The 21,599-nt window shown below is 69.2% G+C and carries 18 protein-coding genes and 3 pseudogenes; 12 read left to right on the top strand and 9 right to left on the bottom strand.

Features of this window, described 5'->3' with window-relative positions:
• Positions 1-40: 40 nt before the first annotated feature.
• The 5 genes and pseudogenes from ACHFIV_RS15485 to ACHFIV_RS15465 all read left to right on the top strand — a co-directional run bounded on the left by ACHFIV_RS15485 (position 41) and on the right by ACHFIV_RS15465 (position 4,654).
• The gene (locus ACHFIV_RS15485) at positions 41-484 is read left to right on the top strand and encodes a hypothetical protein (protein ID WP_398968420.1); all 444 of its coding nucleotides are present in this window, start codon (positions 41-43) and stop codon (positions 482-484) included.
• A 544-nt stretch (positions 485-1,028) separates the two neighbouring features.
• On the top strand, positions 1,029-1,865 hold the full coding sequence (locus tag ACHFIV_RS15480) for an alpha/beta fold hydrolase (RefSeq protein ID WP_398968417.1): 837 nt from the start codon (positions 1,029-1,031) through the stop codon (positions 1,863-1,865).
• 74 nt (positions 1,866-1,939) lie between these two features.
• A pseudogene (locus ACHFIV_RS15475) lies at positions 1,940-2,358 on the top strand (hypothetical protein).
• A 468-nt stretch (positions 2,359-2,826) separates the two neighbouring features.
• The gene (locus ACHFIV_RS15470) at positions 2,827-3,564 is read left to right on the top strand and encodes a dienelactone hydrolase family protein (protein WP_398968414.1); all 738 of its coding nucleotides are present in this window, start codon (positions 2,827-2,829) and stop codon (positions 3,562-3,564) included.
• Between the two features lie 355 nt (positions 3,565-3,919).
• Positions 3,920-4,654 (top strand): DUF6193 family natural product biosynthesis protein, encoded by a 735-nt coding sequence (locus ACHFIV_RS15465; RefSeq protein WP_398968411.1) that lies wholly within the window; start codon positions 3,920-3,922, stop codon positions 4,652-4,654.
• Positions 4,655-4,987: 333 nt separating this feature from the next.
• On the opposite strand, the gene ACHFIV_RS15460 is transcribed toward ACHFIV_RS15465, so the two are convergent.
• Positions 4,988-5,254: a hypothetical protein gene (locus ACHFIV_RS15460; RefSeq protein ID WP_398968409.1), complete on the bottom strand. Its 267-nt coding sequence runs from the start codon at positions 5,252-5,254 to the stop codon at positions 4,988-4,990.
• 277 nt (positions 5,255-5,531) lie between these two features.
• Positions 5,532-6,404: a LysR family transcriptional regulator gene (locus ACHFIV_RS15455; protein ID WP_398968406.1), complete on the bottom strand. Its 873-nt coding sequence runs from the start codon at positions 6,402-6,404 to the stop codon at positions 5,532-5,534.
• Positions 6,405-6,571: 167 nt separating this feature from the next.
• Here ACHFIV_RS15455 and ACHFIV_RS15450 point away from each other — a divergent pair, with 167 nt between their 5' ends.
• Positions 6,572-7,381 (top strand): EamA family transporter, encoded by an 810-nt coding sequence (locus ACHFIV_RS15450; protein WP_398969688.1) that lies wholly within the window; start codon positions 6,572-6,574, stop codon positions 7,379-7,381.
• A gap of 592 nt (positions 7,382-7,973) precedes the next feature.
• Here the strand turns inward: ACHFIV_RS15450 and ACHFIV_RS15445 are convergent.
• Positions 7,974-8,531: a hypothetical protein gene (locus ACHFIV_RS15445; protein ID WP_398968404.1), complete on the bottom strand. Its 558-nt coding sequence runs from the start codon at positions 8,529-8,531 to the stop codon at positions 7,974-7,976.
• Positions 8,532-8,700: 169 nt separating this feature from the next.
• On the opposite strand from ACHFIV_RS15445, the pseudogene ACHFIV_RS15440 reads away from it, so the two are divergent.
• A pseudogene (locus tag ACHFIV_RS15440) lies at positions 8,701-9,174 on the top strand (transposase family protein); the annotation flags it as partial.
• A gap of 677 nt (positions 9,175-9,851) precedes the next feature.
• Here the strand turns inward: ACHFIV_RS15440 and ACHFIV_RS15435 are convergent.
• The 4 genes from ACHFIV_RS15435 to ACHFIV_RS15420 all read right to left on the bottom strand — a co-directional run bounded on the left by ACHFIV_RS15435 (position 9,852) and on the right by ACHFIV_RS15420 (position 14,830).
• A complete protein-coding gene (locus tag ACHFIV_RS15435; protein WP_398968402.1) occupies positions 9,852-10,958 on the bottom strand; it encodes a lytic polysaccharide monooxygenase auxiliary activity family 9 protein in 1,107 nt (368 codons plus the stop codon).
• A gap of 249 nt (positions 10,959-11,207) precedes the next feature.
• Positions 11,208-12,341, bottom strand: a complete 1,134-nt coding sequence (locus ACHFIV_RS15430; protein WP_398968400.1) for a GH12 family glycosyl hydrolase domain-containing protein — start codon at positions 12,339-12,341, stop codon at positions 11,208-11,210.
• 293 nt (positions 12,342-12,634) lie between these two features.
• A complete protein-coding gene (locus ACHFIV_RS15425; RefSeq protein WP_398968397.1) occupies positions 12,635-13,657 on the bottom strand; it encodes a LacI family DNA-binding transcriptional regulator in 1,023 nt (340 codons plus the stop codon).
• Between the two features lie 393 nt (positions 13,658-14,050).
• Entirely contained in the window at positions 14,051-14,830 is a 780-nt protein-coding gene (locus ACHFIV_RS15420) for an NAD(P)H-dependent oxidoreductase (RefSeq protein ID WP_398968394.1), read from the bottom strand.
• Positions 14,831-14,969: 139 nt separating this feature from the next.
• On the opposite strand from ACHFIV_RS15420, the gene ACHFIV_RS15415 reads away from it, so the two are divergent.
• Entirely contained in the window at positions 14,970-15,818 is an 849-nt protein-coding gene (locus ACHFIV_RS15415; protein ID WP_398968391.1) for a helix-turn-helix transcriptional regulator, read from the top strand.
• Between the two features lie 102 nt (positions 15,819-15,920).
• Here ACHFIV_RS15415 and ACHFIV_RS15410 read toward each other — a convergent pair.
• Together ACHFIV_RS15410 and ACHFIV_RS15405 are read right to left on the bottom strand one after the other, a co-directional pair.
• Positions 15,921-16,084, bottom strand: a pseudogene (locus ACHFIV_RS15410) (glycoside hydrolase family 6 protein); the annotation flags it as partial.
• Between the two features lie 546 nt (positions 16,085-16,630).
• Positions 16,631-17,128, bottom strand: a complete 498-nt coding sequence (locus ACHFIV_RS15405; RefSeq protein WP_398968388.1) for a hypothetical protein — start codon at positions 17,126-17,128, stop codon at positions 16,631-16,633.
• 161 nt (positions 17,129-17,289) lie between these two features.
• On the opposite strand from ACHFIV_RS15405, the gene ACHFIV_RS15400 reads away from it, so the two are divergent.
• From ACHFIV_RS15400 to ACHFIV_RS15385, 4 genes are all read left to right on the top strand, one after another.
• Entirely contained in the window at positions 17,290-18,126 is an 837-nt protein-coding gene (locus ACHFIV_RS15400) for a hypothetical protein (protein WP_398969685.1), read from the top strand.
• Positions 18,127-18,860: 734 nt separating this feature from the next.
• Positions 18,861-19,379: a DUF4396 domain-containing protein gene (locus ACHFIV_RS15395; protein WP_398968386.1), complete on the top strand. Its 519-nt coding sequence runs from the start codon at positions 18,861-18,863 to the stop codon at positions 19,377-19,379.
• A 144-nt stretch (positions 19,380-19,523) separates the two neighbouring features.
• Positions 19,524-19,934, top strand: coding sequence for a four-helix bundle copper-binding protein (locus ACHFIV_RS15390; protein ID WP_398968384.1), 411 nt, complete (start codon positions 19,524-19,526; stop codon positions 19,932-19,934).
• Between the two features lie 303 nt (positions 19,935-20,237).
• Positions 20,238-21,509 carry an APC family permease gene (locus ACHFIV_RS15385; protein WP_398968381.1) on the top strand — a complete coding sequence of 424 codons (1,272 nt, stop codon included), beginning with the start codon at positions 20,238-20,240 and terminating at the stop codon, positions 21,507-21,509.
• Positions 21,510-21,599: the final 90 nt, after the last annotated feature.

Raw genomic sequence — 21,599 nt, 5'->3', positions numbered from 1 at the left:
GCGGATGCATCCACACCGACACATGAAGGAGCACCATCTCATGCGCAAGGCTTTCGCTGCCCTCACGACCGTCGCCGTTGCATCCCTCGGCGCTCTCGTCCCCGCGACCTCCGCCCAGGCGGCGGACTGCTCCGACGCCATGGCCGGCGCGCTGTCCGGCTACATGTACGCGTACGACAGCACCAACTGCAACGGCCACCTCGGTCATGCGGCCGGTGACGACTCCAACTGGGGTGACTCGGCGCTGAGCTTCCAGGGCGCCGACACCAACAAGGCGTCGTCGGTCCTGAACAACGGCAACAGCTATGAGGTCAAGTTCTACAACGGCACCGGCGGCAGCGGCGGACACATCTGCCTCAGCCGGTCCGAGGGCTGGGCTTCCAGCCTCCTGGGTGACTCCTTCACCACGGGCGCCGCAGCGAACAACAGCATCAGCGGTCACGCCTGGTCCTCGGCCTCCAGCTGCAGCAGGTGGGCGGTCTGACCGTAACCGCGCGCGGTAACGCGCCACGCCTCCCGTGCATCTGACCACCTCGGCCCGCCGGCCTCTTCCCGGCGGGCCGAGGTGGGTCTGGCCTGGGTGTTCATCCACTCGTTCCAGGTCATCTCGGAGCCTCCCCTCCCGGTCTCCGAAAGCTCCGCGGACATCCTGCCCCGCACTCGTCGCACTCGCTGCGACCGCAGGTGTTTGCGGTGCCGCAGGCGGCGAAAGCCCACGAGAGCCGTTGGCAGGTACGGCAGTAGGCCGGGGTTGCTACCGGGCTGAGCCTGCGCTCTTTCGGGAAGCTGGTGAGGGCTCTCGGGGCTATCCAGGACAGCTACGACGCCGCAATCGCACCAGTCACAACTGGATCATCCCGGATCATCCCGGTTTTCACTGCCGGCCATGCCCTCGATGCTGCGTAAGTGGGGTCGTCCTCTCCGAGCTGTGAGGGCTTCGGCGTCGAGCGCCTGGCGCACCGATGATTATTCTGCGCTGCGGGGGTCCTCACAGCAGTACGACCCCTACGTGAACCGGAGAGATTGACATGGCAACAGCGCGAGACCAGTCAGCCAGAGCCGAGGCCTGTGTCGCCTCCGCCGACGGCACCGAGATCGCATTCGAACAGTCGGGCCGCGGGCCGGCCGTCGTCCTGGTCGCCTCGGCGCTGGCAGACCGCTCGGACACGAGCAAACTCGCGGCTCTCCTCGCCCAGCACTTCACTGTGATCAACTACGACCGGCGAGGACGGGGTGCCAGCGGTGACGCCAATGCCTACGCCCCCGACCGCGAGATTGAAGACATCGCCGCGTTGGTCGAACACGTCGGCGGTTCGGCGTCGGTGTTTGGCTCGTCCTCCGGAGCGGTCCTCGCCCTGCGCGCGGCCGCTGCTGGAGTGAACGTCGACCGCCTGGCTCTCTATGAGCCGCCGTTCGTGGTCGCCGAAGGCGACGACGGGCCACCCAAGGATCTCGCGCAGCAGATCACCGTGCTGCTCGCGGAAGGTCGGCACAGTGACGCGGTCAAGTACTTCATGACCAGAGTGCAGGGCGTGCCCGGCATCGCTGTGTTCTTCATGAAGCTCATGCCGAAGATGTGGGCAAACCTCACCGCGCTGGCCAGCACTCTGCCCTACGACATCGCGGTCATGGGCGACACCCAGCAAGGCGAGCCGCTCGATCCTGAGGAGTGGAAAGGGGTGGCAGTACGCACCCGCGTGTTGACCGGCGGCAAGAGCCCGGCCGCGTTCCAGCGCGCCGCCCTCGCCGTCACCGAGATCCTGCCGCGGGCCGACCACCGTACTCTGCCCGGACTCAACCATGGCGCCGTCGTCATGGCCCCGAGGAAAATCGCCCCGCAGATCATCGAGTTCATCAAGGGGTGAGCTTGTCGCTCGAGCGGTTCGGCGGCGTTTGGTACCCCTCCTCGTACTCGGAGCGGAGCGCGACCCACCGCCAACTGGCCGCCGAGCCTCGAACGACCAGAACTCACTGGACAGCCCGTATGACGAAGCGACTGCCTTTTCTGTCCGACATGGACCGACTTGGAGAAGCAGTTGAGCGTGCCTTTCGGGGATGGATCCCGACTTCCGCCAAGTCAACCCGGAGATCCTTGGCAACACAGACCCGTTCATGCATGCCCCTGTCTGGCCGCGGTTCGCATGGGAGCCGGCCGAGCTAGGGGGCGAGCCAGTATGGCTGTATCCACGTGACCGGTGGGTGGATGCCGAAGAGGGCGCTGACGACGACAAGAGGGAGGACGGGGATCGCTTCCACCATGGCGGCTGCTGGAGCACGGAGAAGCGGCAACCGGGACTGGTAATCCGCGTCCCGATGCCGACGGGTCGAGTACTCCTTGGCCGAGGTCGGTGGGCATGATCGAGTTGTCGTCGGCGGCTGCCCGGGCCCGGGCCGAGGGTCGCCAAACCAGTGTGCGGCGGTGAGACTCCAGGCCGCATGGACGGGCGGCGACGCCGATGGCGAGGCTGGTAGGGACGCTGCCGGTGCACAGGAGCGCGCCGACGGACTCGTTGCTGATCCGGCGCTGTGGGCGCTCACGTACTGAACCGGTCGGTACTCAGCGGTGATTGGCGTGGTGACTTGCCTGTTGTGGTGCTGGTCAGGCGGCTCTGCGCTGTGCCGGAGCGATGGTGGGCGCCTGACCGGAATCAGTCCAGCCGCACGCAAGGTGTGAACGGGGTGCGCGTGAAGGGGACAACGAGACGATGTTGAAGCCCTGAGTACTCAGCCCCCATCTTGCAGGGGGATCGGAGGGACAGGCACGCTGTTCTGCCGGCGGCAAAACACCCACCGGACCGGGCTCGACGATCACTAGGGTCCCATCTCATGAACACGATCACGACACGTACGGTCGAGTACCCGGCGGACGGTTTGACGATGATCGGACACCTCGCGCTCCCGGCCGGTGTCGACCGCCGGCCCGCCGTGCTGCTCGGACCAGAGGGCATGGGACTCAGCGACGTCGAGCGCCGCCGGGCCGACGCCCTCGCCGAACTGGGATACGTGACGCTGGCCTTCGACCTGCACGGCGGATGCTACTTGAGCGATCCCGAGGAGATGTTGGGCCGTTGCATACCGCTACTCGCTGATCCCGACCGGATGCGGGGCATCGGCCACGCGGCACTCGACGTGCTGTGTGCCGAACCGCGGACCGACCCCGACCGGATCGCCGCCGTCGGCTACGGCACCGGGGGCGCCATCGGGCTGGAACTCGGACGCGACGGCGTCAACCTGCGCGCGATCGGGACAGTCAACGCGACTACCACGGGCCGACCGGGCGAGGCGGTGCGCATACGCTGCCCGGTGTGGGCCGGGGTCGGGTCGGAAGATCCGATCATGCCGCCCGCGCAACGGAACGCGTTCACCGCCGAGATGCAGGCCGCGGGTGTCGACTGGCGCCTCACTGTCTATGGCGGCGCCTTGCACGCCTTCCACCACCCGTCGGTCGACCACCCCACGGTCCCCGGTGTCGGCTACCACCCACAGCACGCCCGGCGAGCCTGGCGCGACGTCATCGACCTGCTCGCCGAGTGCCTACCCGTGACGGAGCATTTGGGGGCATGACCCAGGCAAAGAGCCTTGCGCCAGGCTCGATCCGCGTCGTGACAGTCCATCCCCCCTCAAGTCCGCACAGAAGGAGCACAGGGCATTGGGGTGCGTCCCATGAGGTAGTCCACGTCGAAGGACGGGCCGGTACTGATGTCTCCGGCGCTGTGGCGTAACTGATCCTGAGGCGAGCGTATCCCCGATGGAGGCGTCGACAGGGAGCACGGCCAGGGCGGCCCTGATGCGGATCTCGGAATCTCCCCGGTCCGGCTCTTCGCTCCCACTCGGGTTCCGGCATTCAGCGGACCCGGCAGGGGGCACGGACGTAGGCAGCGGGGATGTCAATGCGCGCCAGCCTGGCAGACTCGCTCGTATGCCCAGACAACTCGCCGGCGATGCGGCGCCGAACGATCCCATGCACGAGTACTTGACGCTGTACCCCGAGGTCGTCCGGGCGGGATCCTTGCAGAACGCCCTGCAGGCGGTGGCCGATCGTGCTGGCTACGGGCTCGCGGTCGAGCTGACATCCTCACCAGGCTGGCGCCAGGTGGCCGCACGGGTGGAAGCCGGCGGCCACTCGGCGAATGTACTGATGGCACAGAATGAGCGCAGCTTCATCGTCGACTGCTGGAACAACGATGTCCGCATGGCCACCGGCAGCACCCCGGACCTGTCCGTGGTTGTCGGGGCGTTGCATTCGTGGCTGCAGGATCCCGGGGTCCGGGGACTCGTCGCTCAGTGGCCTTTCCTGCGGACCTGGGAGCTGGCCGAGGCCCATGAGCGTGGAGAGGCTATTCCAGTGCGATGGCGCCAGCTACGCGAGGCCGCCGCGCGCAAGCCGGGCACTGCGCTCCACGAACTCGTCGAGGCCGCCTTCGAACAGGAGCGGCTTCGGGTCCTGTCGCCAGGGCGGAGCATGTACTGGGTCACTTTCAGCCGACGGGCCGCGCCGCCCATCTGCCATGACCTGCCGGCGGCCATGCCGCTCAGAGGTGGCGGCTACCAGGTGCGATTCTCCGACGGACGGCTGCAAGAGCTGGACAGCGCGGCAGAGGCCGTGGCGGCCGTCATTGCGGGACTTCCGGACGATGCTGTCTCACGGCCTTGAAGATCACGGGGTGGGGATCCAGGTGAGCAACTCTGCTCATGCTCAGAAGTGTGGTGCGGGGAGGTCCGGCGGCGATGTAGGTGGCGAAGTCGGCTGGCGTGCCGGCGTGGCACTCGAGGCAGGACCCCGACGCCTTCAGGGGTAGCGGCGCGGAGCACGTTTTCCGTCGCTGTCGCATTTCTGCCCGAAATGGTCCGTCAGACCTTGGGTACGTGCCCCTGCGCCGTGCGCATGCGCTGACCGAGGGAGGGGCCGGTGCGGGAGAGTTGCACGCGTGATGGAGCGAGAAGCTGCCGTTCGGGCTGCTGTCGAGGATCAGTCGGAGCGCGACTGTCACCAGTGGCGGGGCGCCGTCTCCGCGATAAGCGGGGAGTGGGACGCCGCTATCGGGCCCGGGACCAGCCTGCGCATTGCCTCGATGGCGGAGCCCTGGTCGATGGCCGCGTCGGCCTCCGACTCATATGTCGCCGCGATGGAGTTCTCGGTGGCTGCGCTGAAGAGCTCGGTGCGGTCGGAGGAGCAGCGGTGCAGTGTCGTGCGGCCGACGCCGGCAACGTCTGCGCTATCCGCCAGCCTGGCGTGATAGTCACGGCCGAGCACAGGGGCGGCCCGCGCTCGGAACGTGGCTGGAGACAGGTTGGTCGACGACCGCTGTGTCGGCTGCGGAGGTTCGGTCCGATGCGGTCGGCTCTGAAGCGGCCATATATCACCTCCCACACGAGGCGCCACCCCGCCTCCGTCCTGCGACGGAATCCGGTACCTGGCACAGGGCACCACACCCCCTCCAGACGCTCTCACGGCCGCTCCCACCGCTCGGTGTGGTGACCCGGAGCGTTGTTCACGCGGCTGATCGGGAGCTGGCCTCCGAACAGGCGCTTCAGCGGTAGAGGTCGGAGGCGAGGGCGATGGCGGCATGCGTGGCGGGGTGGGGGCTGTGGGCGCGCCAGATGAAGTGGACGGGGACGGGCTCGGCGTCGCGCAGGGGCCGGTAGGTGATGCCGTCGCGGCGGTACTGGGCGGCAGTGGCCTGGGGAGTCAGCCCGATGCAGCGGCCGGAGGCGATGGCGGCGAGCCAGTCGTCGATGTCGTGGGTGTATTCGACGGAGGGTTGGTCTTCTTCGGGCCACAGATCCAAGGTGGTGGTACCGGTTCGGCGATCGATGGCCAGGGTGCGGCCGGAGATGTCGGCCAGGCGGATGGTGCGGCGGCGGGCCCAGGGATCGTCGGAGGCCAGGGCGGCGTAGCGCGCTTCTCGTCCGATCTGCACGTGGGCCCACGGTTTGAGGTCGATGGGGGCGCGGATGACGGCGAGGTCGCACAGGCCTTCGGCGAGGCCACCGGTGGATGTGTTGTGGCGGATGAGACGCAGGTCGGTCTCGGGCTGCTGTCCGTGCCAGCGTCGTTGGAACTCGGTGGTGTGCCGGCCGAAGGCGGACCAGGCATGGCCAATGCGCAGGCGGGTGTGTCCGGTGGTGGCTTCGCGGACGAGTTCCTCCGCACCGTTGAGGAGCACACGGGCGCGGGCCAGGACCTGCACTCCGGCGGCGGTGGGGGAGACGCTGCGGCTGGTGCGGTGCAGCAAGCGCGTCCCGAGGATGCTTTCCAGGCCGGCGAGTGTGCGGGAGACGGCTGCCTGGGAGAGGCCGTGCTCACGAGCGGCGTCGGTGAAGCTGCCGGTGTCCACGATGGCGACCAGGCACCGCACGTGCTTCAGCTCCAGCAATGCCACCGGGCTGTTCCCATCATCCATACGCACAGCGTATAGAAGGCGTCATCAATGCATTTTGTGTATGGAGTAGGTGCTTTCAAGGTGGAGGCATGACGATCGATGCCTGCCGCGCCGAGACCTCCGCCGCCCCCGTGGACTTCGGAGCGGCTTCTCGTGGGGCTGGAGGGCGCGGCGCCGGTGCGGCCCTGATGCTCGGCAGCGGGCTGTCCAACCAGGTAGGGGCTTCTGTGGCGGCGCTTGCGTTCCCGGCGCTCGGGGCAGCCGGCGTGGTGGCGGTGCGTCAATGGGTTGCCGCCCTGGTGCTCGGGGCTGCGGGGCGACCGCGGCTGCGGCGCTTCACAGCGGCGCAGTGGCGTCTCGTCCTCGGTCTCGCGCTGGTGTTCGCGGTGATGAATCTGTCCCTGTACGCGGCGATCGAGCGGATCGGGCTCGGGCTGGCAGTGACGCTGGAGTTCCTCGGCCCGCTGACCGTGGCCCTGGCCGGCTCCCGCCGCCGTATCGACCTGGCGGCAGCAGTCGCGGCAGCGGGTGCGGTAGTGGTTCTCACGCGTCCCACACCCTCCACCGACTATCCGGGCATCGGGCTTGCTGTACTGGCCGCGGTCTGTTGGGGCTGCTACATCCTGCTCAACCGGAGCGTCGGCGCCCGTCTGCCCGGCCTGGAAGGCTCGGCTGCCGCAGCACTCGTCTCCGGCCTCCTCTACCTGCCCGTCGGCGCCTGGGTGCTGTTGCACCACCCGCCCACCCTTGCGGCCCTGGGCTGCGCCCTGGCGGCCGGAGTGCTGTCCTCGGCGGTCCCGTTCCTGGCTGATCTGCTGGCCCTGCGCCGTGTACCGGCGCACTTCTTCGGCGTGTTCATGAGCGTCAACCCGGTCTTCGCCGCGCTGGTCGGTCTCGTCGTGCTCGGACAGCAACTTGACGGCCCTGCCTGGGGTGCCATCGCAGTGATCGTCGGTGTGAACACGGCTGCAGTCTGTACGAGCCGCCCGGTCCACTGACGCGCCGAGGGAGCATCGCTTCCGTGACGGACGCCCCAGGAGATGCTGCCGGACTCGGCCTGTCCCGACCACGAGGACGGCAGCTTTCCTCGCCCTGTCACGCGGCCGGGGCGGGGAGTGACGTGCTGCCGACACGTGCGGGGAGAAACCGGCCGATGACACACGCGACGACGCCGGACGGAAGCTGTATCGCCTGATCCCCGAAGCCCGGCACGCCTACTTCGAGGAGTTCCGCACCCACGCCAGCCCTCTCGTCCTCGACTTCCCACGACCACCGCACACCAGCGGCGAACCAACACCGACAACACCCGGCGCCGCAAGGCTGGTTCCACGACCCGCAACGACTCCGCCGTCGGCCTCGCGAGCGGAACGCCTCCGGCGCCGCGACCGGTTTCGTCCGCGAACACTCGGGCACATGGGGAGCCATGAGGAGCGGAGGGAGTAGCCAGTGTCACCTCACTGAGGCCCAGGGCACGGTCATCGGGTGGGTCGACACCGCCGGCGAGCGCACCGCCACCTGCACCTACAGCTTTTACTGAGCGCTTTCCAACTTCTGTCTGCGCTGGTCGGATACAGGCAGAGGCCCTGTGCGTCAGAGCAGGGCCGCCCCAGCGCAGCAGCCGAGTACCGTGCCCGTAAGGCTCAGGGCGAGAAGGACGTTACGGGCGTGCACCTGCTCGGGTCCAGATGCCACCACCATGCCGCTGCGGTCCAGCCGCACGCACCACAGCAACAAGGCCACACCCCATCTGCGGAACAGCCATCGTCCGTACAGCACGCCGAGCAGCAGGGTGCTCAGCAGGCCGATGACGGCCATGACCACCCGGCTCTGGCTTGTGTCGGCGACGAACGCTGCGGACCAGAGAAAGCGGACTCCGAGGGCCGCACCCAGAATGAAGGGCGCCGCAGCGGCCGGCAGGGGCCCGCGGACGCCCTCCTGCCAAGCATGGATGAGCAGTGCCAGCGTGGCGAGACCCGCCACCCACGGCGCCGCAATCGCGTAGCCGGTACCGGGGGGACACGGGACACCGATGTGCGGACCGCACTTCGTGGCCGCTCCTGCGAACTCCCACCCGAACACGAAGAGACAGCTCACTCCGCCCCAGACCAGCAGATTGAGCACGAGTACCGTGAGCCCGGATACGAACATGTTGTTCGGAACGGCCCCTTTGCCACGCCTGTCTTCCCCATTCATATGTGCATCGAGCACTGGGCGTTCTCCATTCGTGTGGTCCGGCGGCCAGTTGGACCGAGAGACAGGTGAAGCCCCTGGTAGATGGGTTTTCGACCAAGAATTCCTTCTCCACCAGAGGCTTCGCGTGCTTGTCTACCCGTCCGGCGTCGACGTGTCCACCTCTTACCTCCGCTTCCTGTCCGCCAAGCTCCGTCAACACCGCCGAGAGCTCGGCAGCCGGTGGAGGCGCCTGACCCCAGGCCGGCAGGCCCTGCTCACACTCGCCCACCTCCGCAACGGTCACCCCTACGCCCAACTCGCGGCCGGGTTCGGTGTAGGCACCGCGACCGCCTACCGATACGTCACCGAAGCCGTCGACCTCCTGGCCGCACTCGCCCCGACCCTCAAAGAGGCTGCCCGTACGGCATCCACGAAGGCGTTCGTGCTGCTGGACGGCACGCTGCTGCCCATCGACCGGATCGCCGTTGACCGCCCCTTCTACTCTGGAAAGCACAAGAAGCACGGGATGAACGTGCAGATCCTGACCGACCCGTCCGGCCGGCTGCTATGGGCATCACCGGCTCTTCCCGGCGCCGTCCACGACGTCCGGGCCCGCCGGTGCAGCTGCTCGGCCTGCTCCTCGTCCGTCATGAAGACGCTGGGTGCGGCGACGCGTGCGCGGGGAACTACGATCTCGCCGACAAGGCCCCGACCTCGCGCCCAGGTGATACCAATGAGTGAAGGGGGCGATGAGTTGCCGCTGGGGGAGCGGCGCCTGGGCCAAGGGGGCGTCCGCCCAGCGGGGCAGGGCCTCCAACCGTTCGTCGCGCCGCGGCAGCACCACGGCGACGACGAGGACGTCGCGGATGTAGCGAGTGGTCGGCGGGTTGGGGAGATCATCGAGCTGATGGTGGGTGATCTTTTCATCACGTTGACCGGTGGAACGTTCGCAACTCCACTTCGACTCGTGCGCGGGTGCCGGAGAGACGGTGGCGATGACGGTGCTGTTGCAGGTGAGGCGGCCAACGATGGCCGCGCGGGGCGGAGGTCGGCTGCAAGGCGGACGAGCAGCTTCACAGCGACCACCGGCCGGAGAAGGAAGACAGCTACGGCTGACACGCACGAGCAGGCGACCTCACCCCTCGGTAAGGCACCTACGGGGTCCACCAGGAGCTTCACGCACATTGACCGGCGGTGGCGGCGGGGTCGCCCGCCGCCACGGTGGCCCGGTGCGCAGGAAAGCGCGACAGCGCAGGCTCCCCTATATGCGGGAGCCGGCGCTGCCTCTGTCAGCGGCTACGGGTTGACGCAGCCGATCGAGCCGACCGGGAGGTTGTTGCCGGTCGATGTCGCTGTGAATCCGAAGGTGACGCTGCCGTCCGGTGGGATGGACCGGTTGTAGTCGAGACTCCTGACCGTGACCGTGCCGTCGGCCCCGGTGGTCAGCGTGCCGTTCCACACGCTGCTGAGCTTGGCTCCGGCGCCGGGTGTCCACTTCACCGCCCAGCCGTCACGCGCCGTCGTGCCGTGGTTCATGACCTCGACGGACCCCTGGAATCCACCGCTCCAGTAGTTGGTCACGCGGTAGACGGCCATGCACCCACTGTGCGGGTCGGTCGGCGTGGGGGTCGGGTCCGGGGTCGGCGTGGGGTCCGGCGTGGGCGTCGGGTCCGGGGTGCTGCCCGAGCCCCGGATGCCGGTGACCTCGCCGTTGCCGCCGTCGAAGACGACGTCGGAGCAGGAGAAGAAGTTCTCCTGGCTGTCCGAGCGCACCCACTGGATGAACATCACCGCGTCACCCGAGCGGCCCGAGGGCAGGTCCAGATCCCAGTAGTAATGGCCGCCGTCCGTGCCCGGGGAGCCCGTCTGGGGTGGGTTGGTGACGGTCTCGATCAGGTCCAGGTCGTCCCAGCCCAGCTCCGTGCTGGGCGAGTAGCCGGGCTTGGACAGGTACACCCGGAAGGAGCCCGGGTGCGCGGCCCAGTTGCTGTGCTTGACCTGGATCGTCCGGCCGGCCGTCAGGTGCGTCCGGGGCCAGTCGGAGCGGGCGGCGTTGTATCCGGTGAAGTCGTACGGCGACCGGTCGCCGGCGCTGCACAGCTTTCCGTCCGGGACGTAACCGGCCCCTCGTCCACCCGCGTTGGAGTCGAGCACGGCGAACCAGTTGTACAGCGCCGTCGAGCCGCTCTCGCTGAGCGCGGCCTTGCACGCCGGGTTGGTCGGATCCAGGGAGCCGGTGCTGGTCTTGGCGTCCAGCCAGCAGAGGTAGGTACGCGAGCCCGGAGTCATCGTCACTCCGTGAGCCTGCGCGTTGCCCTGTCCCAGCAGGGTCAGGGCGATTCCGCCGAGCAGGGTCGCGAACACCGCCGCCAGGGAAACAAGTCGTCTCTTGCGTCGAGCCATGGTGTCTCCTGTGCCTGTGTGGGGACTTCTTCCGATTGCGCCTGTCTCCTGCTGTCACCCTCCGGTGAGAGAATCCTCGCCCTGCGGCGAAGGCGTCCGCCTTGACGGGCGAGGGATCTGAGGGCCGCCATGCGCGGACCGGGGAGGCGGTGGGCCCGGGGCGGCTCGGCGGCGAGGCGAGCGGGGAGCGCGGGGCCCGCCCCGTACGTGCGGGGAAGTGAGAGGGCGGGCCGTCGTCGTGCGCCGGGCTCAGGCGCAGCGGGCGCCGTCGAGGCTGAATACGGACGGCTGCGAGAACGTGCCGCTGTAGGTCCCCTGGAAACCGAACGTCTGGCTGGCGCCGGCCGCTATCCGGGCGCTGTGCGCGAGGCCGGTCGCCGTCACCGCTCCGGAGGCACCGCTGACGGTGGCGTTCCACGTGTTGGTGACGCGTTGCCCGGAGGGCAGGGTGAAGGACAGCTTCCAGGAGTCGACGGGCGTCGAACCGGTGTTGGCGACCGTGACGTCGGCGGTGAAACCGCCGGTCCATACGTTCGTCGCGTAGGTCACCTTGCAGGCCGTCACCGGGTCCCCGGGCCCACCCGGATCGCCCGTGCCCGGAGTCCCGAGATTCACGGCCGAGGAGAAGGAGTTCACCGCGAGCCCGGCACCGTTCTGCCAGGGCTCGAAGCCGGCCTGGACACTGGTGAGGTACCAGTTGTTCTGGGCCATGCCGCGGGAGACGGTGTTCCGGACGAAGTCCATGACGTCGAAGCTCCAGCTGGAGACGGCCGACGGGGCGACGAAGGAGATGACGTCGTTGGAGCCGTTGCTGCCCGTCCACACCTGCCAGGTGCGCCCGCCCACGGAGGCGGTGCCGACCTGCGACCCGATCGGCTGGATCGGGCCGACCTTGTTGAACCAGATCATGATCTCGGTGCGGCTCACCCCGTCCTTCTTGGGCGTGGGGTCCAGCCAGATGTCGTACGACGCGTTGTACACGGCGTCGCCGACATAGCCGTAGGAGATGCTGCTGGGGGCGCTGGCGATACCGCTGACCTGCGCCGGGAGGTTCGTACCGGGCGAACAGTTGGTGTAGTGACAGCCGTTGAAGACCGAGGGATAGGACTTCGGGGCCCCGTTCGTGGGGACGGAGCCGTCGGCCTGGGTCACTCTGAAGCCGCTGTCGGTAGCGGTGACGCACTGGGGGGCGCTGGTGCCCCAGCGGTTGTTCTGGACCACGTAGCGGCCCTGGATCGTCGTCGAACCGTACTGTTCACAGATCAGGGTGTCCGCGTGGGCCGCCGGGGCAGCGGCCAGGACAGCCGCCACGGTGGCGAGAGCGAGGAGCAGCGCGCCGAGCAGGCTGCGCGGGGTTCTGGGGCTGTGCGGTGACGCTCGCATGCGGGGCCTCTCCAGGAGGGATGACCGGGTGGGGCGATCAGGGAATCGGGAGCGCCCGGTCGTCTTTTTTGGGAGCGCTCCCACCCGCTGTTTCGTAGGGGACTGTAGGAGTGTCGGTGTGTCCCTGACAACCCATCGGGACGGAATGCGACGAACGGATTCCGAAGGGGCAGGTCAGGGACAGGGTGAGCCGCGCGAGTTTGGGAGCGCTCCCGCTGCGGGGCGCGCTGGGAGCTTCAGCGCCTCCACACCGGTCCGGTCCGCCGACCGGCGGCCGGGTGCGCCGAGGCGGCTCAGGCCGACTCGCGCACCACCAGCTGGGTCCGCAGGATCACATGGCGCCAGGCGACCTCCGGCTGGTCCATCTCCTCCAGCAGCAGTCGCACCATGGTCCGGCCGATCTCCTCCATCGGCTGGCGGACGGTCGTCAGCGGCGGTTCCGTCTGCTCGGCCAGCTCGAAGTCGTCGAAGCCGACCACCGCCACGTCCTCGGGTACCCGTCGCCCTGCCGCGTTCAGGGCGGCCAGCGCTCCGGCGGCCATGCTGTCCGAAGCGGCGAAGACGGCGTCGACCTCCGGGTGCCGCTCCATGAGCCCGGCCATCGCCCGCCGCCCGCTGGCCTCGGTGAAGTCACCCTGGACGAGCAGGGACGGCACCTCCTCCAGCCCGGCGTCGCTCAGCGCCTCCCGGTAACCGCGCAGCCTGCACCGGGCGACGTACATGTCGGGCGGTCCCGTGATCGTGGCGACGGCCTTGCGCCCGCCGCCCACCAGATGGGCCACCGCCGCCCGTGCGCCGCCCACGTTGTCCGCGTCCACATAGGTCACCCGTTCGTCAGCCGACCGTCTGCCCAGCAGCACCGTGGGTAGCCCGGCGTCGGCGAGCATGTCGGGCAGCCGGTCCCCGGCCCGGACGGACATCAGCAGGGCGCCGTCGACCCGGCCGCCGCGCACGTACTCCACGAGCCGCTGCCGCTCGGCGTCCGTACGGACGAGTGTGAGGAGCAGCTGTACGCCGGCCTCGGTGAGGGCGTCCCCGACCGCCCGCACGACCTCCGAGAAGAACGGCTCACCGAACAGCCGCCAGTCCGTCTTCGTCATCACCAACGCGACAGCGCCCGCCCGCCGCCCGGCCAGGGAACGCGCGGCCAGATTGGGAACGTAGTCCAGTTCGTCGATGGCACGCTGTACAGCGCGACGTGTGGACGCCTTGACGCCCGACGCGTTGTTGATCACCCGGGAGACCGTGCCCCGCCCCACTCCGGCAAGGGCGGCCACTTCCTCCAGCGTCGGTGTGCCGGAACTCCGTTTCAGCATGTACCCACCCCCAAGAGCACCGATCCTACGTCCCGGCGGGCGCCCGGCCGAATGTTTCGGCGGACCGAGGGAGCCGGGTGGCTGATCCCGCTCGGTGCTGCCACCGCCGACGGGTGCGCCGGGGCCGTGAACACGTGGCCGAACGGCGAATCCTGTCCGGCAGCTCGAGGCACCTCACGTGACACACGAATTCGGGAGCGCTCCCGCTACTGTGCGCGCCGCCTGGCGCGACGCGCCCGGATGGGGGGGACGACGAGGATCACGGCAGCCGACCTGCCAGGGAACATCTTCTTCATCCTTCGTCGCCTGATGGAGACCGTGCGACCAGGACAGCCTCCGCGATCGTGAGATCGGCCGGTGGCGCTCGCCCGCACCGCTGCCACGGACCTGCGGTCAGCCCCGCATGTGCAGCCCGAAACCCGTGCGGCCCGCGGGCTCCAGTCCCTCCCTCAGGCGCAGCGAAGGCATCTCATAGTCACCGCAGTTCTGCCGCCGGAAAGCGATCGGCTCGGTCGACTCCAGGGTGAGCAGGCGCTGCTCCCACGCCTTGGCGACGTCCGGGTAGTCCTCGACAGCCATCCGGTCGGTGCCGTACAGCACGAACGGCGGCAGCACTTCGATGCCCGGGTAGTAGAGGATGCCGTGCTGAATCGGGAACAGCAGATCGTCGATGGGGCCGTTGATCCCGCGGGCGCCGTAATGCGGCTGCGGGCCGCCGACGGTCACCGACAGCAGGGCCCTTCGGCCCGCGAGGGTTCCTTCGCCGAAGCGCTCGCCGTACTTGGTGTCGCTGTGCTCGCCGACGCCGTACGCGAAGTGGGAGGTGAACACCCGGTCCACCCAACCCTTGAGGATCGCGGGCATGGTGTACCACCACAGCGGAAACTGGAAGATGATCGTGTCGGCCCACAGCAGCTTCTCCTGCTCGGTGCGGACGTCCTGGGTGAGCGTTCCGGCGTCGAAGGCCCGGCCCGAGTCACGCGCTACTTTCAGCGGGCTCGAGGCGTGGCGGCCGTAGTCCCCGGCGTCCACGACCGCCTTCCAGTTCATCGCGTACAGATCACTCACCTGCACCTCGTGCCCGGCATTCTCCAATGTGGACACCGCGAGGTCTTTCAGCGAACTGTTGAGCGACTTCGGCTCCGGGTGGGCATGGACGATCAGCGTCTTCATGGGAACTCCTTCGGATCGGACGCCTTCGATCCTGGGCGCCGCGGCGTCCAGCGTTCAGGGGCGCCTCTTCCGTCGGACTGGACTTCCTGGTAATGGCAGTACCACCTCCACGGGCAGCCACGAGGCCATAATGAGAGGCATGGACGATCTTGCGAGCTTCCTGCGGACCCGGCGCTCCCGGGTCGACCCGGCGGCCGTCGGCATCCCCACCGACAGTCGCCGCCGGGTCGAGGGGTTGCGTCGCGAAGAGGTCGCGCACCTGTCCGGAGTCAGCGTCGACTACTACGTTCGCCTGGAGCAGGGCCGCGCGACCCAGCCCTCCGAGCAGGTCCTCGACGCGCTCGCTTGTGTTCTTGGCCTCGACGAGACCGAACGCGGGCACCTCTCCCGGCTCGCCCGGCAACGCCGCCGCCGCGCGAAGGCGCCGGGCGGGAGGGTCCGACCGGAGTTGCTGCGCGTCCTCGACCTGGTGACCGACGCGCCCGCGCTGATCATCGACCACCGCCTGAACGTGCTCGCCGGGAACCGCCTCGCCGGGCTCCTCCACGGCCGACCGATACCGGGCCTGAACACGGCCCGGCACCTCTTCCTCGAGGAGGCCGAGCGCGGCCTCTACGCGGACTGGGAGGGCTGCACCCTCGACGCGGTCGGGCACCTGCGCCTGGCCGCCGGCAAGTACCCCGAGGACCCCCACCTGGCCTCGCTCATCGGCGAGCTGGCGATGGGCAGCGAGCGCTTCCGTCGCCTCTGGGCCCGCGCGGACGTCCGTGCCCGCACCCATGGGCGCAAGGCATACCAGCACCCGCTGGTCGGACTGCTGGAACTGCACCAGGAGAACTTCTCACTACCGGACGAGTCAGGCATGGAGCTGCTGGTGCTGTCCGCAGCCCCCGGCAGCCCCGCCGAGGACGGCCTGCGCCTGCTCGCGGGCCTGGGCGCGGACCGCGGTGATGCGCATCCCAGAGTGAACGCTCAGGTCCGCGAGTAACTCAACCGAGCCCACCCACCGTTGGGAACGCCACGGCACTGACGGCTTTCCGGTCCCCGGCCTGGCTGAAATCCTGGAGTGAGGTCCGAGGCCTCCGCCTGCCGCGGCGGCGCCGCCCGCGCAGTGAGCGCCGCAGTAGTCCCGGTTGTAGATGTTGTACGCGACGAGCACAGGCAGCTTGCCCCGTAGTCGGCCGCGCCCACGTACGCGCCGGTGGCGGTGCCGATCGTGCCGCTCCACGAGCCGAACCACCAGGCCATGGGTGTTGGCGATGGACGCGTTGGTCTTCATCCTCTTCGGCCGCCACATCGTCGGCGGCATCACCCGAGGCGCCATCAAGGGCTGACCCCGCCTTCCCCCGCACAACCTCTCCCTGCCACCTCCTACCGAAGGAGTACCCCGCCATGCCCGCGAGCGCCCTCACCGGCACAGGCGCCGCCACCCTCGGCCGGCTCGCCTTCCCGTTGGAGGGGGCGCGGCCGCCTTCGGCGACGGCGCCCTCGGTCTGGTAGGCGGTGGCGGCGCCCCACAGGAAGCGGGGCAGAGCGTCTCGACCGGTGTTGGTCGAGCCCTTGTGTGTCGCGGGATTCAGCGGGGGACACCGCGCCCAGGACGCGGACGTCCGGCAGCTCCCCGTCCGGTACGTCCGGCTCCGAGTGAAAGCGGACCCGCTGGACGGGACGAAGTTCGGCGAAGCCCCGTGAGGTCAGAAGCTCCCGGCTCGCGCCGCTGGTTGTCACCGCCTCAGGCGGGCGTCGTCCGCAAGGGCCGCGCGCAGAGACACTGATGAGCGCCCCTACGGGCAAAGGCGCTCAGTCGTCGGCGATCTGAAGGGCCAGCGCGAAGTGCTCGCCGTCCGTCCCTGCGATCAGAGTGTCGAACAGCGGGGTGAGTCCATTCACCGCGCCGCACTCGGTGTCGTGGTTGGTCCACCATGTGGCCGCCGGTCCGAGCAGGGACACCACCCGGGCCGCCGTCCGCTCGGCTGTCTCCACGGGCAGGAGCCGGTGGCTCGGCCAGACCAGGTCGACAGTCGCTATCCGGGTCAGGAGCGAGGCGGCTGCGTGCGTCTCGACCGCCTCCAGAGCAGCGATGATCTCCGGGACGGACGGTGGGGCGTACCCGGATAGGAAGCGCCGCCAGGCATCGTCCGCCGCGGCCGAGGCCAGAAGTGAGCGGATCTGGGCTGCCAACTCCGGCAGGCCGGTCTGCGGCTCGGTGAACCGCCCCGTCGCCACGAAGACCCGCATCGGTGTGGCCAACCCGGCCATGTCGGCTTCCACCTCGGCCAGGATCCCCACGGACGTCACAGCATGATTCTGCCGTACGCCCCGCCCGATCCTCACCTGCGTTCGATGCGAGGGGGCGCACTGTGACTCAGCGCTCTGTTCGACCTGTCTGGCTGTCTGGTCAGATGCACGCTCAGTGCTCGGCGGAGCCCGTCCCTGGGGTCCCGTATGGTCGGCCCGTGATGATCAGTACGGGCGACCCCCGCCGTCTCGGCGCCCCTTCCTCCGAGGCACGGTTGCGCTTCGATACGGAACTGCAGGAGCTCGGCGGCGGGCCGCGGCGCCGCTTGCTCATGGTCGACGACGAGCCTGCCTTCGAGCTCAGCTTCTACTGCGGAACGTGCCCGCTCCTCTTCCGCCGGCTGGAGACCGCCCGGGGAAAGCTGTCGCTGGAGCGCATGCAGGAACGGCTCACCGGAGCACTGGCCGAACCGAACGGCGGCGGCGTGATCGAGGCGTTCGGTGCGTTGCTGCCGGAGGGCGAGTACCTTCCGATGCTCCTGGACGTGGAACCCCGGCTGGTCATTCCCGGTAAGGAGGGCGACTACTTCAGCGGCGAACAGGTGGCGACGTGGGGAATCGACCAGTTCTGGGGCCTCCCCGAGTACCCACACACCCCGTACTACCGGACCTTCGAGACCGCGATCGACGAGGATGCCCACCTCTACGAGTTCGTCGTTCCCATGGTTCCCCCGACGTGGAACGAGCGGGAGCGCGTCGATGAGTACGTCGCGCTCATGGAGCGCGAAACGGTCCCCACGGCGGTGGCGATCTCCACGCTGGACGTGTGCCAGCCCGCCACCGACCGGGGAGATGACTACTTCGTGCACTGGGGCCTGACCCACTTCCTCCTCGACGGCCACCACAAACTGGAAGCCGCTGCCACCGCCGGCCGGCCGGTGCGGCTCCTCTCTCTGCTGAACCTGGGTGAGAGCCTGGCCGGAGCCGAAGACGCCGCCAGGCTGCCTGCCTTGCGGGCGCAGCCCTGCTCGGCCCGAGCGACCGGAAAGGCGGCCTGAGAACCTGCTTGCACCAAGCTGGGACCCCCCAATGACTCGACGTCCTTGCCGGTGATCTTCGGACGGTCTTGGCCCAGCGTCTCGCATGGGCGGCCAGGGCCAACTATGTCGACCCATCCGTCTGCGCCGGCGTACGGGGACGTCCAGCGGTAGGCATCCATCCCGAACGCGCCCTCGGGGCCGATCATGAATCCGGAGGTCATCGAGACCCGGCAGCTCCCGGATGGGAACGACCAGCCCTCCTCCGCCGAGCCCTCGGGACAATTCGCGTCCAGGATGCGCGGGCCTCCCTCGTACGCGAGGGCTGGCGGCAGGGAGAGGCCGCCCCAGCGTTCCTGGAAAGCCGCGCGGCCCGGTCGATCTCCGCAGCAGGGACCTCGTGCCCGATCCACGCGTTGCGGTGGCGCCGGATGCCTCTCCCAGGGACGCGGATGCCGTGCACCTCGACGAGCCTGTCGGCCCTGGAACGCAGGTCAGCCGCAAGTCGCCGCTGGTCCAGCGTCGCGAACCTCACGGCCCGCAGCCCTAGACCAGCGGCGCACATCACCCGGTTCGGACGGCACCTGTCCGAGGCGCTGGGCCAGGTGGCTTGGAAAGCATCCGGCCTTGGTGTCCCGGCCGACATCGAGACGCTCACACGCCGGACCACCGAGAAGTAATACCCCAAGGGGGTATACGGTTGGACGTGGGGCGTGCAGGAACGGCCACACTGGATGGGATTGGGGATGACGGTCATGGATCACAGGGCACACCACAGCAGCACCGCCCAGGACCACGCCGCACACCAGGCTGGCGGCCACGGTAGGCACACGCACGGGGTCGCTTCCTGGGGGACGGCGGCTAGGGCTACGCTGCACTGCCTGACCGGATGCGCGATCGGCGAGATCCTCGGCATGGTCATCGGCACGGCCCTGCTGTGGGGCAACGTGCCGACCATGGTCCTGGCGATCACCCTGGCGTTCATCTTCGGCTACTCGTTCACACTGCTCGCGGTCATCAGGGCCGGCCTGGACTTCAAGTCCGCGATCAAGGTCGCTCTCGCCGCCGACACCGTCTCCATCGCCGTGATGGAGCTCGTCGACAACGGGATCATCGCCCTGACGCCGGGGGCGATGGACGCGCACCTGTCGGACGCACTGTTCTGGACGGCGCTTCTGGGCGGCTTCGCCGTCGCCTTCTTCATCACGACTCCGGTGAACAAGTGGATGATCGGCCGCGGCAAGGGCCACGCCGTCGTCCACGCCTACCACTGACCACAGCCCGCTCGGCACCGCGCCCGGCCACACCTTCACGGTGCCGCCGGGCGCGTTCGTGGTCAGCGGCGTTAGCTGGAGGTGTACCCGGGGCTTCGACGGCGGCCGTCCCGGTTCCGCCGGCCCCGCGGAGAAGGAGGCACGATGTCCAGCACCGTCAAGGACATGCTCGCCACCTACCCGTCCGACCTCGGCGACATCGACCAAGCCAAGCTCACCGCCTGCATCGAGCAGTGCATCGCCTGCGCGCAGGCGTGTACGGCGTGTGCGGACGCCTGCCTGTCCGAGGGCATGGTGGGTGACCTGGCCAAGTGCATCCGTACCGACATGGACTGCGCCGACATCTGCACCGCCACCGCGTCCGTGCTCTCGCGCCACACCGGCTACGACGCCAACATCACCCGCGCGATCCTCCAGGCATGCGCAATGGTCTGCAAGGCGTGCGGCGACGAATGTGAACGGCACGCCGACACGCACGAGCACTGCCGCGTCTGCGCCGAAGCCTGCCGCTCCTGCGAGCAGGCGTGCAACGAACTCCTCGGCGCGCTCGGCTGACACCCGCCCCGTCATCGGTCTCTTCCGGAAACCGAACCCCGACCGGCGAGCCGGAGGCCGCGGAGCCACTCGTCACGGGGAGGACGCGCCCTACAGGAGGCCCACGGACGGCATGCCGCCATGCTCCCCGGCATGGTTGCGGCCCGGGCGACCCATAACGCGCCCGCGGCCCCGCTCCGGTGCGGCGGGCCTGAGTAGCGCAGCGTCGGACTCTGGCCGTGGGTCTCATCTCGCGCTCATATATCGTCTGCCGATATCGGAATCCGTAGGGCGTGCGTCGTTGTGTCGCTGAGGAGTGTGCTCATGAACAAGGCATCGACCGCCGGAAGGGTCCCGGGTGAGTTGCGGCGGACGCTCGGGATGACCGACGCCGTCATGATCGGTCTAGGGTCGATGATCGGCGCCGGAATCTTCGCCGCGCTCGCCCCTGCCTCACGAGCCGCCGGTTCCGGGCTGTTGATCGGGCTGGCGCTGGCGGCCGTCGTCGCCTATTGCAACGCCACCTCCTCCGCGCGGCTCGCCGCCCGGTATCCGGCGTCGGGCGGCACCTACGTCTACGGCCGCGAGCGGCTCGGGCAGTTCTGGGGGTACCTGGCGGGCTGGGGCTTCGTAGTCGGCAAGACGGCCTCCTGCGCGGCGATGGCGCTCACCGTCGGCTCCTACGTCTGGCCCGGTCAGGCGCACGCGGTGGCGGTCGCCACCGTGGTGGCGCTGACTGCGGTGAACTATGCCGGGGTGCAGAAGTCCGCGCTGTTGACTCGCGCGATCGTGGCCGTGGTCCTGGCGGTCCTCGCCGCCGTGTTCGTCGCCGCCCTCACCTCCGGCGCGACGGACGCGGCCCGGCTGGACGTCGGCTCTGACGCGACCGTCGGCGGGGTGCTCCAGGCAGCGGGGCTGCTGTTCTTCGCGTTCGCCGGGTACGCCCGTATCGCCACCTTGGGCGAGGAGGTCCGCGATCCTGCCCGCACGATCCCGCGGGCGATTCCGATCGCGCTGGGCATCACGCTCGTCGTCTACGCCCTCGTCGCGGTCTCGGTCCTGATGGTGCTGGGCCCGGACGGGCTGGACGAGGCGACCGCGCCGCTGTCGGATGCCGCGCGGGCCTCGGGCGCCGCCTGGCTCGTCCCCGTCGTCCGCGTCGGTGCGGCCGTCGCCGGGCTCGGTTCCTTGCTCGCCCTGATCCTCGGCGTCTCGCGCACCACCCTGGCCATGGCCCGCGACCGGTACCTGCCGCACGCCCTGGCCGCCGTCCACCCAAAGTTCCAGGTCCCGCACCGGGCCGAGCTCCTCGTCGGCGCCGTCGTGGCCGTGGCCGCCGCGACCGGGGACCTGCGCGGGGCGATCGGGTTCTCCTCCTTCGGCGTCCTGGTCTACTACGCCGTCGCCAACGCCTCCGCCTGGACCCTCAGCACCGACGAGGGCCGCCCGAACCGCCTCATCCCCGCCCTCGGGCTGGCCGGCTGCCTCGTCCTGGCCTTCGCCCTGCCCCTCTCCTCGGTCATCTCCGGCACCGCGGTCGTCGCGCTGGGCGCCGCCGGCTACGCAGTACGCCGCACCCTCACCGCGCGGAACTGACTCCTCCTGGACCGGCCGTTCCCACGGCCGGGGGAACGGCCGGGCTGCCTGTCGTGCCCGATTGCGGAACCGCCGGAGGAGGTCCGCACG

The sequence above is a fragment of the Streptomyces sp. ALB3 genome (genome assembly GCF_044385685.1).
Lineage (GTDB): Bacteria > Actinomycetota > Actinomycetes > Streptomycetales > Streptomycetaceae > Streptomyces.
This window is presented reverse-complemented; position numbering and strand designations above follow the sequence as displayed.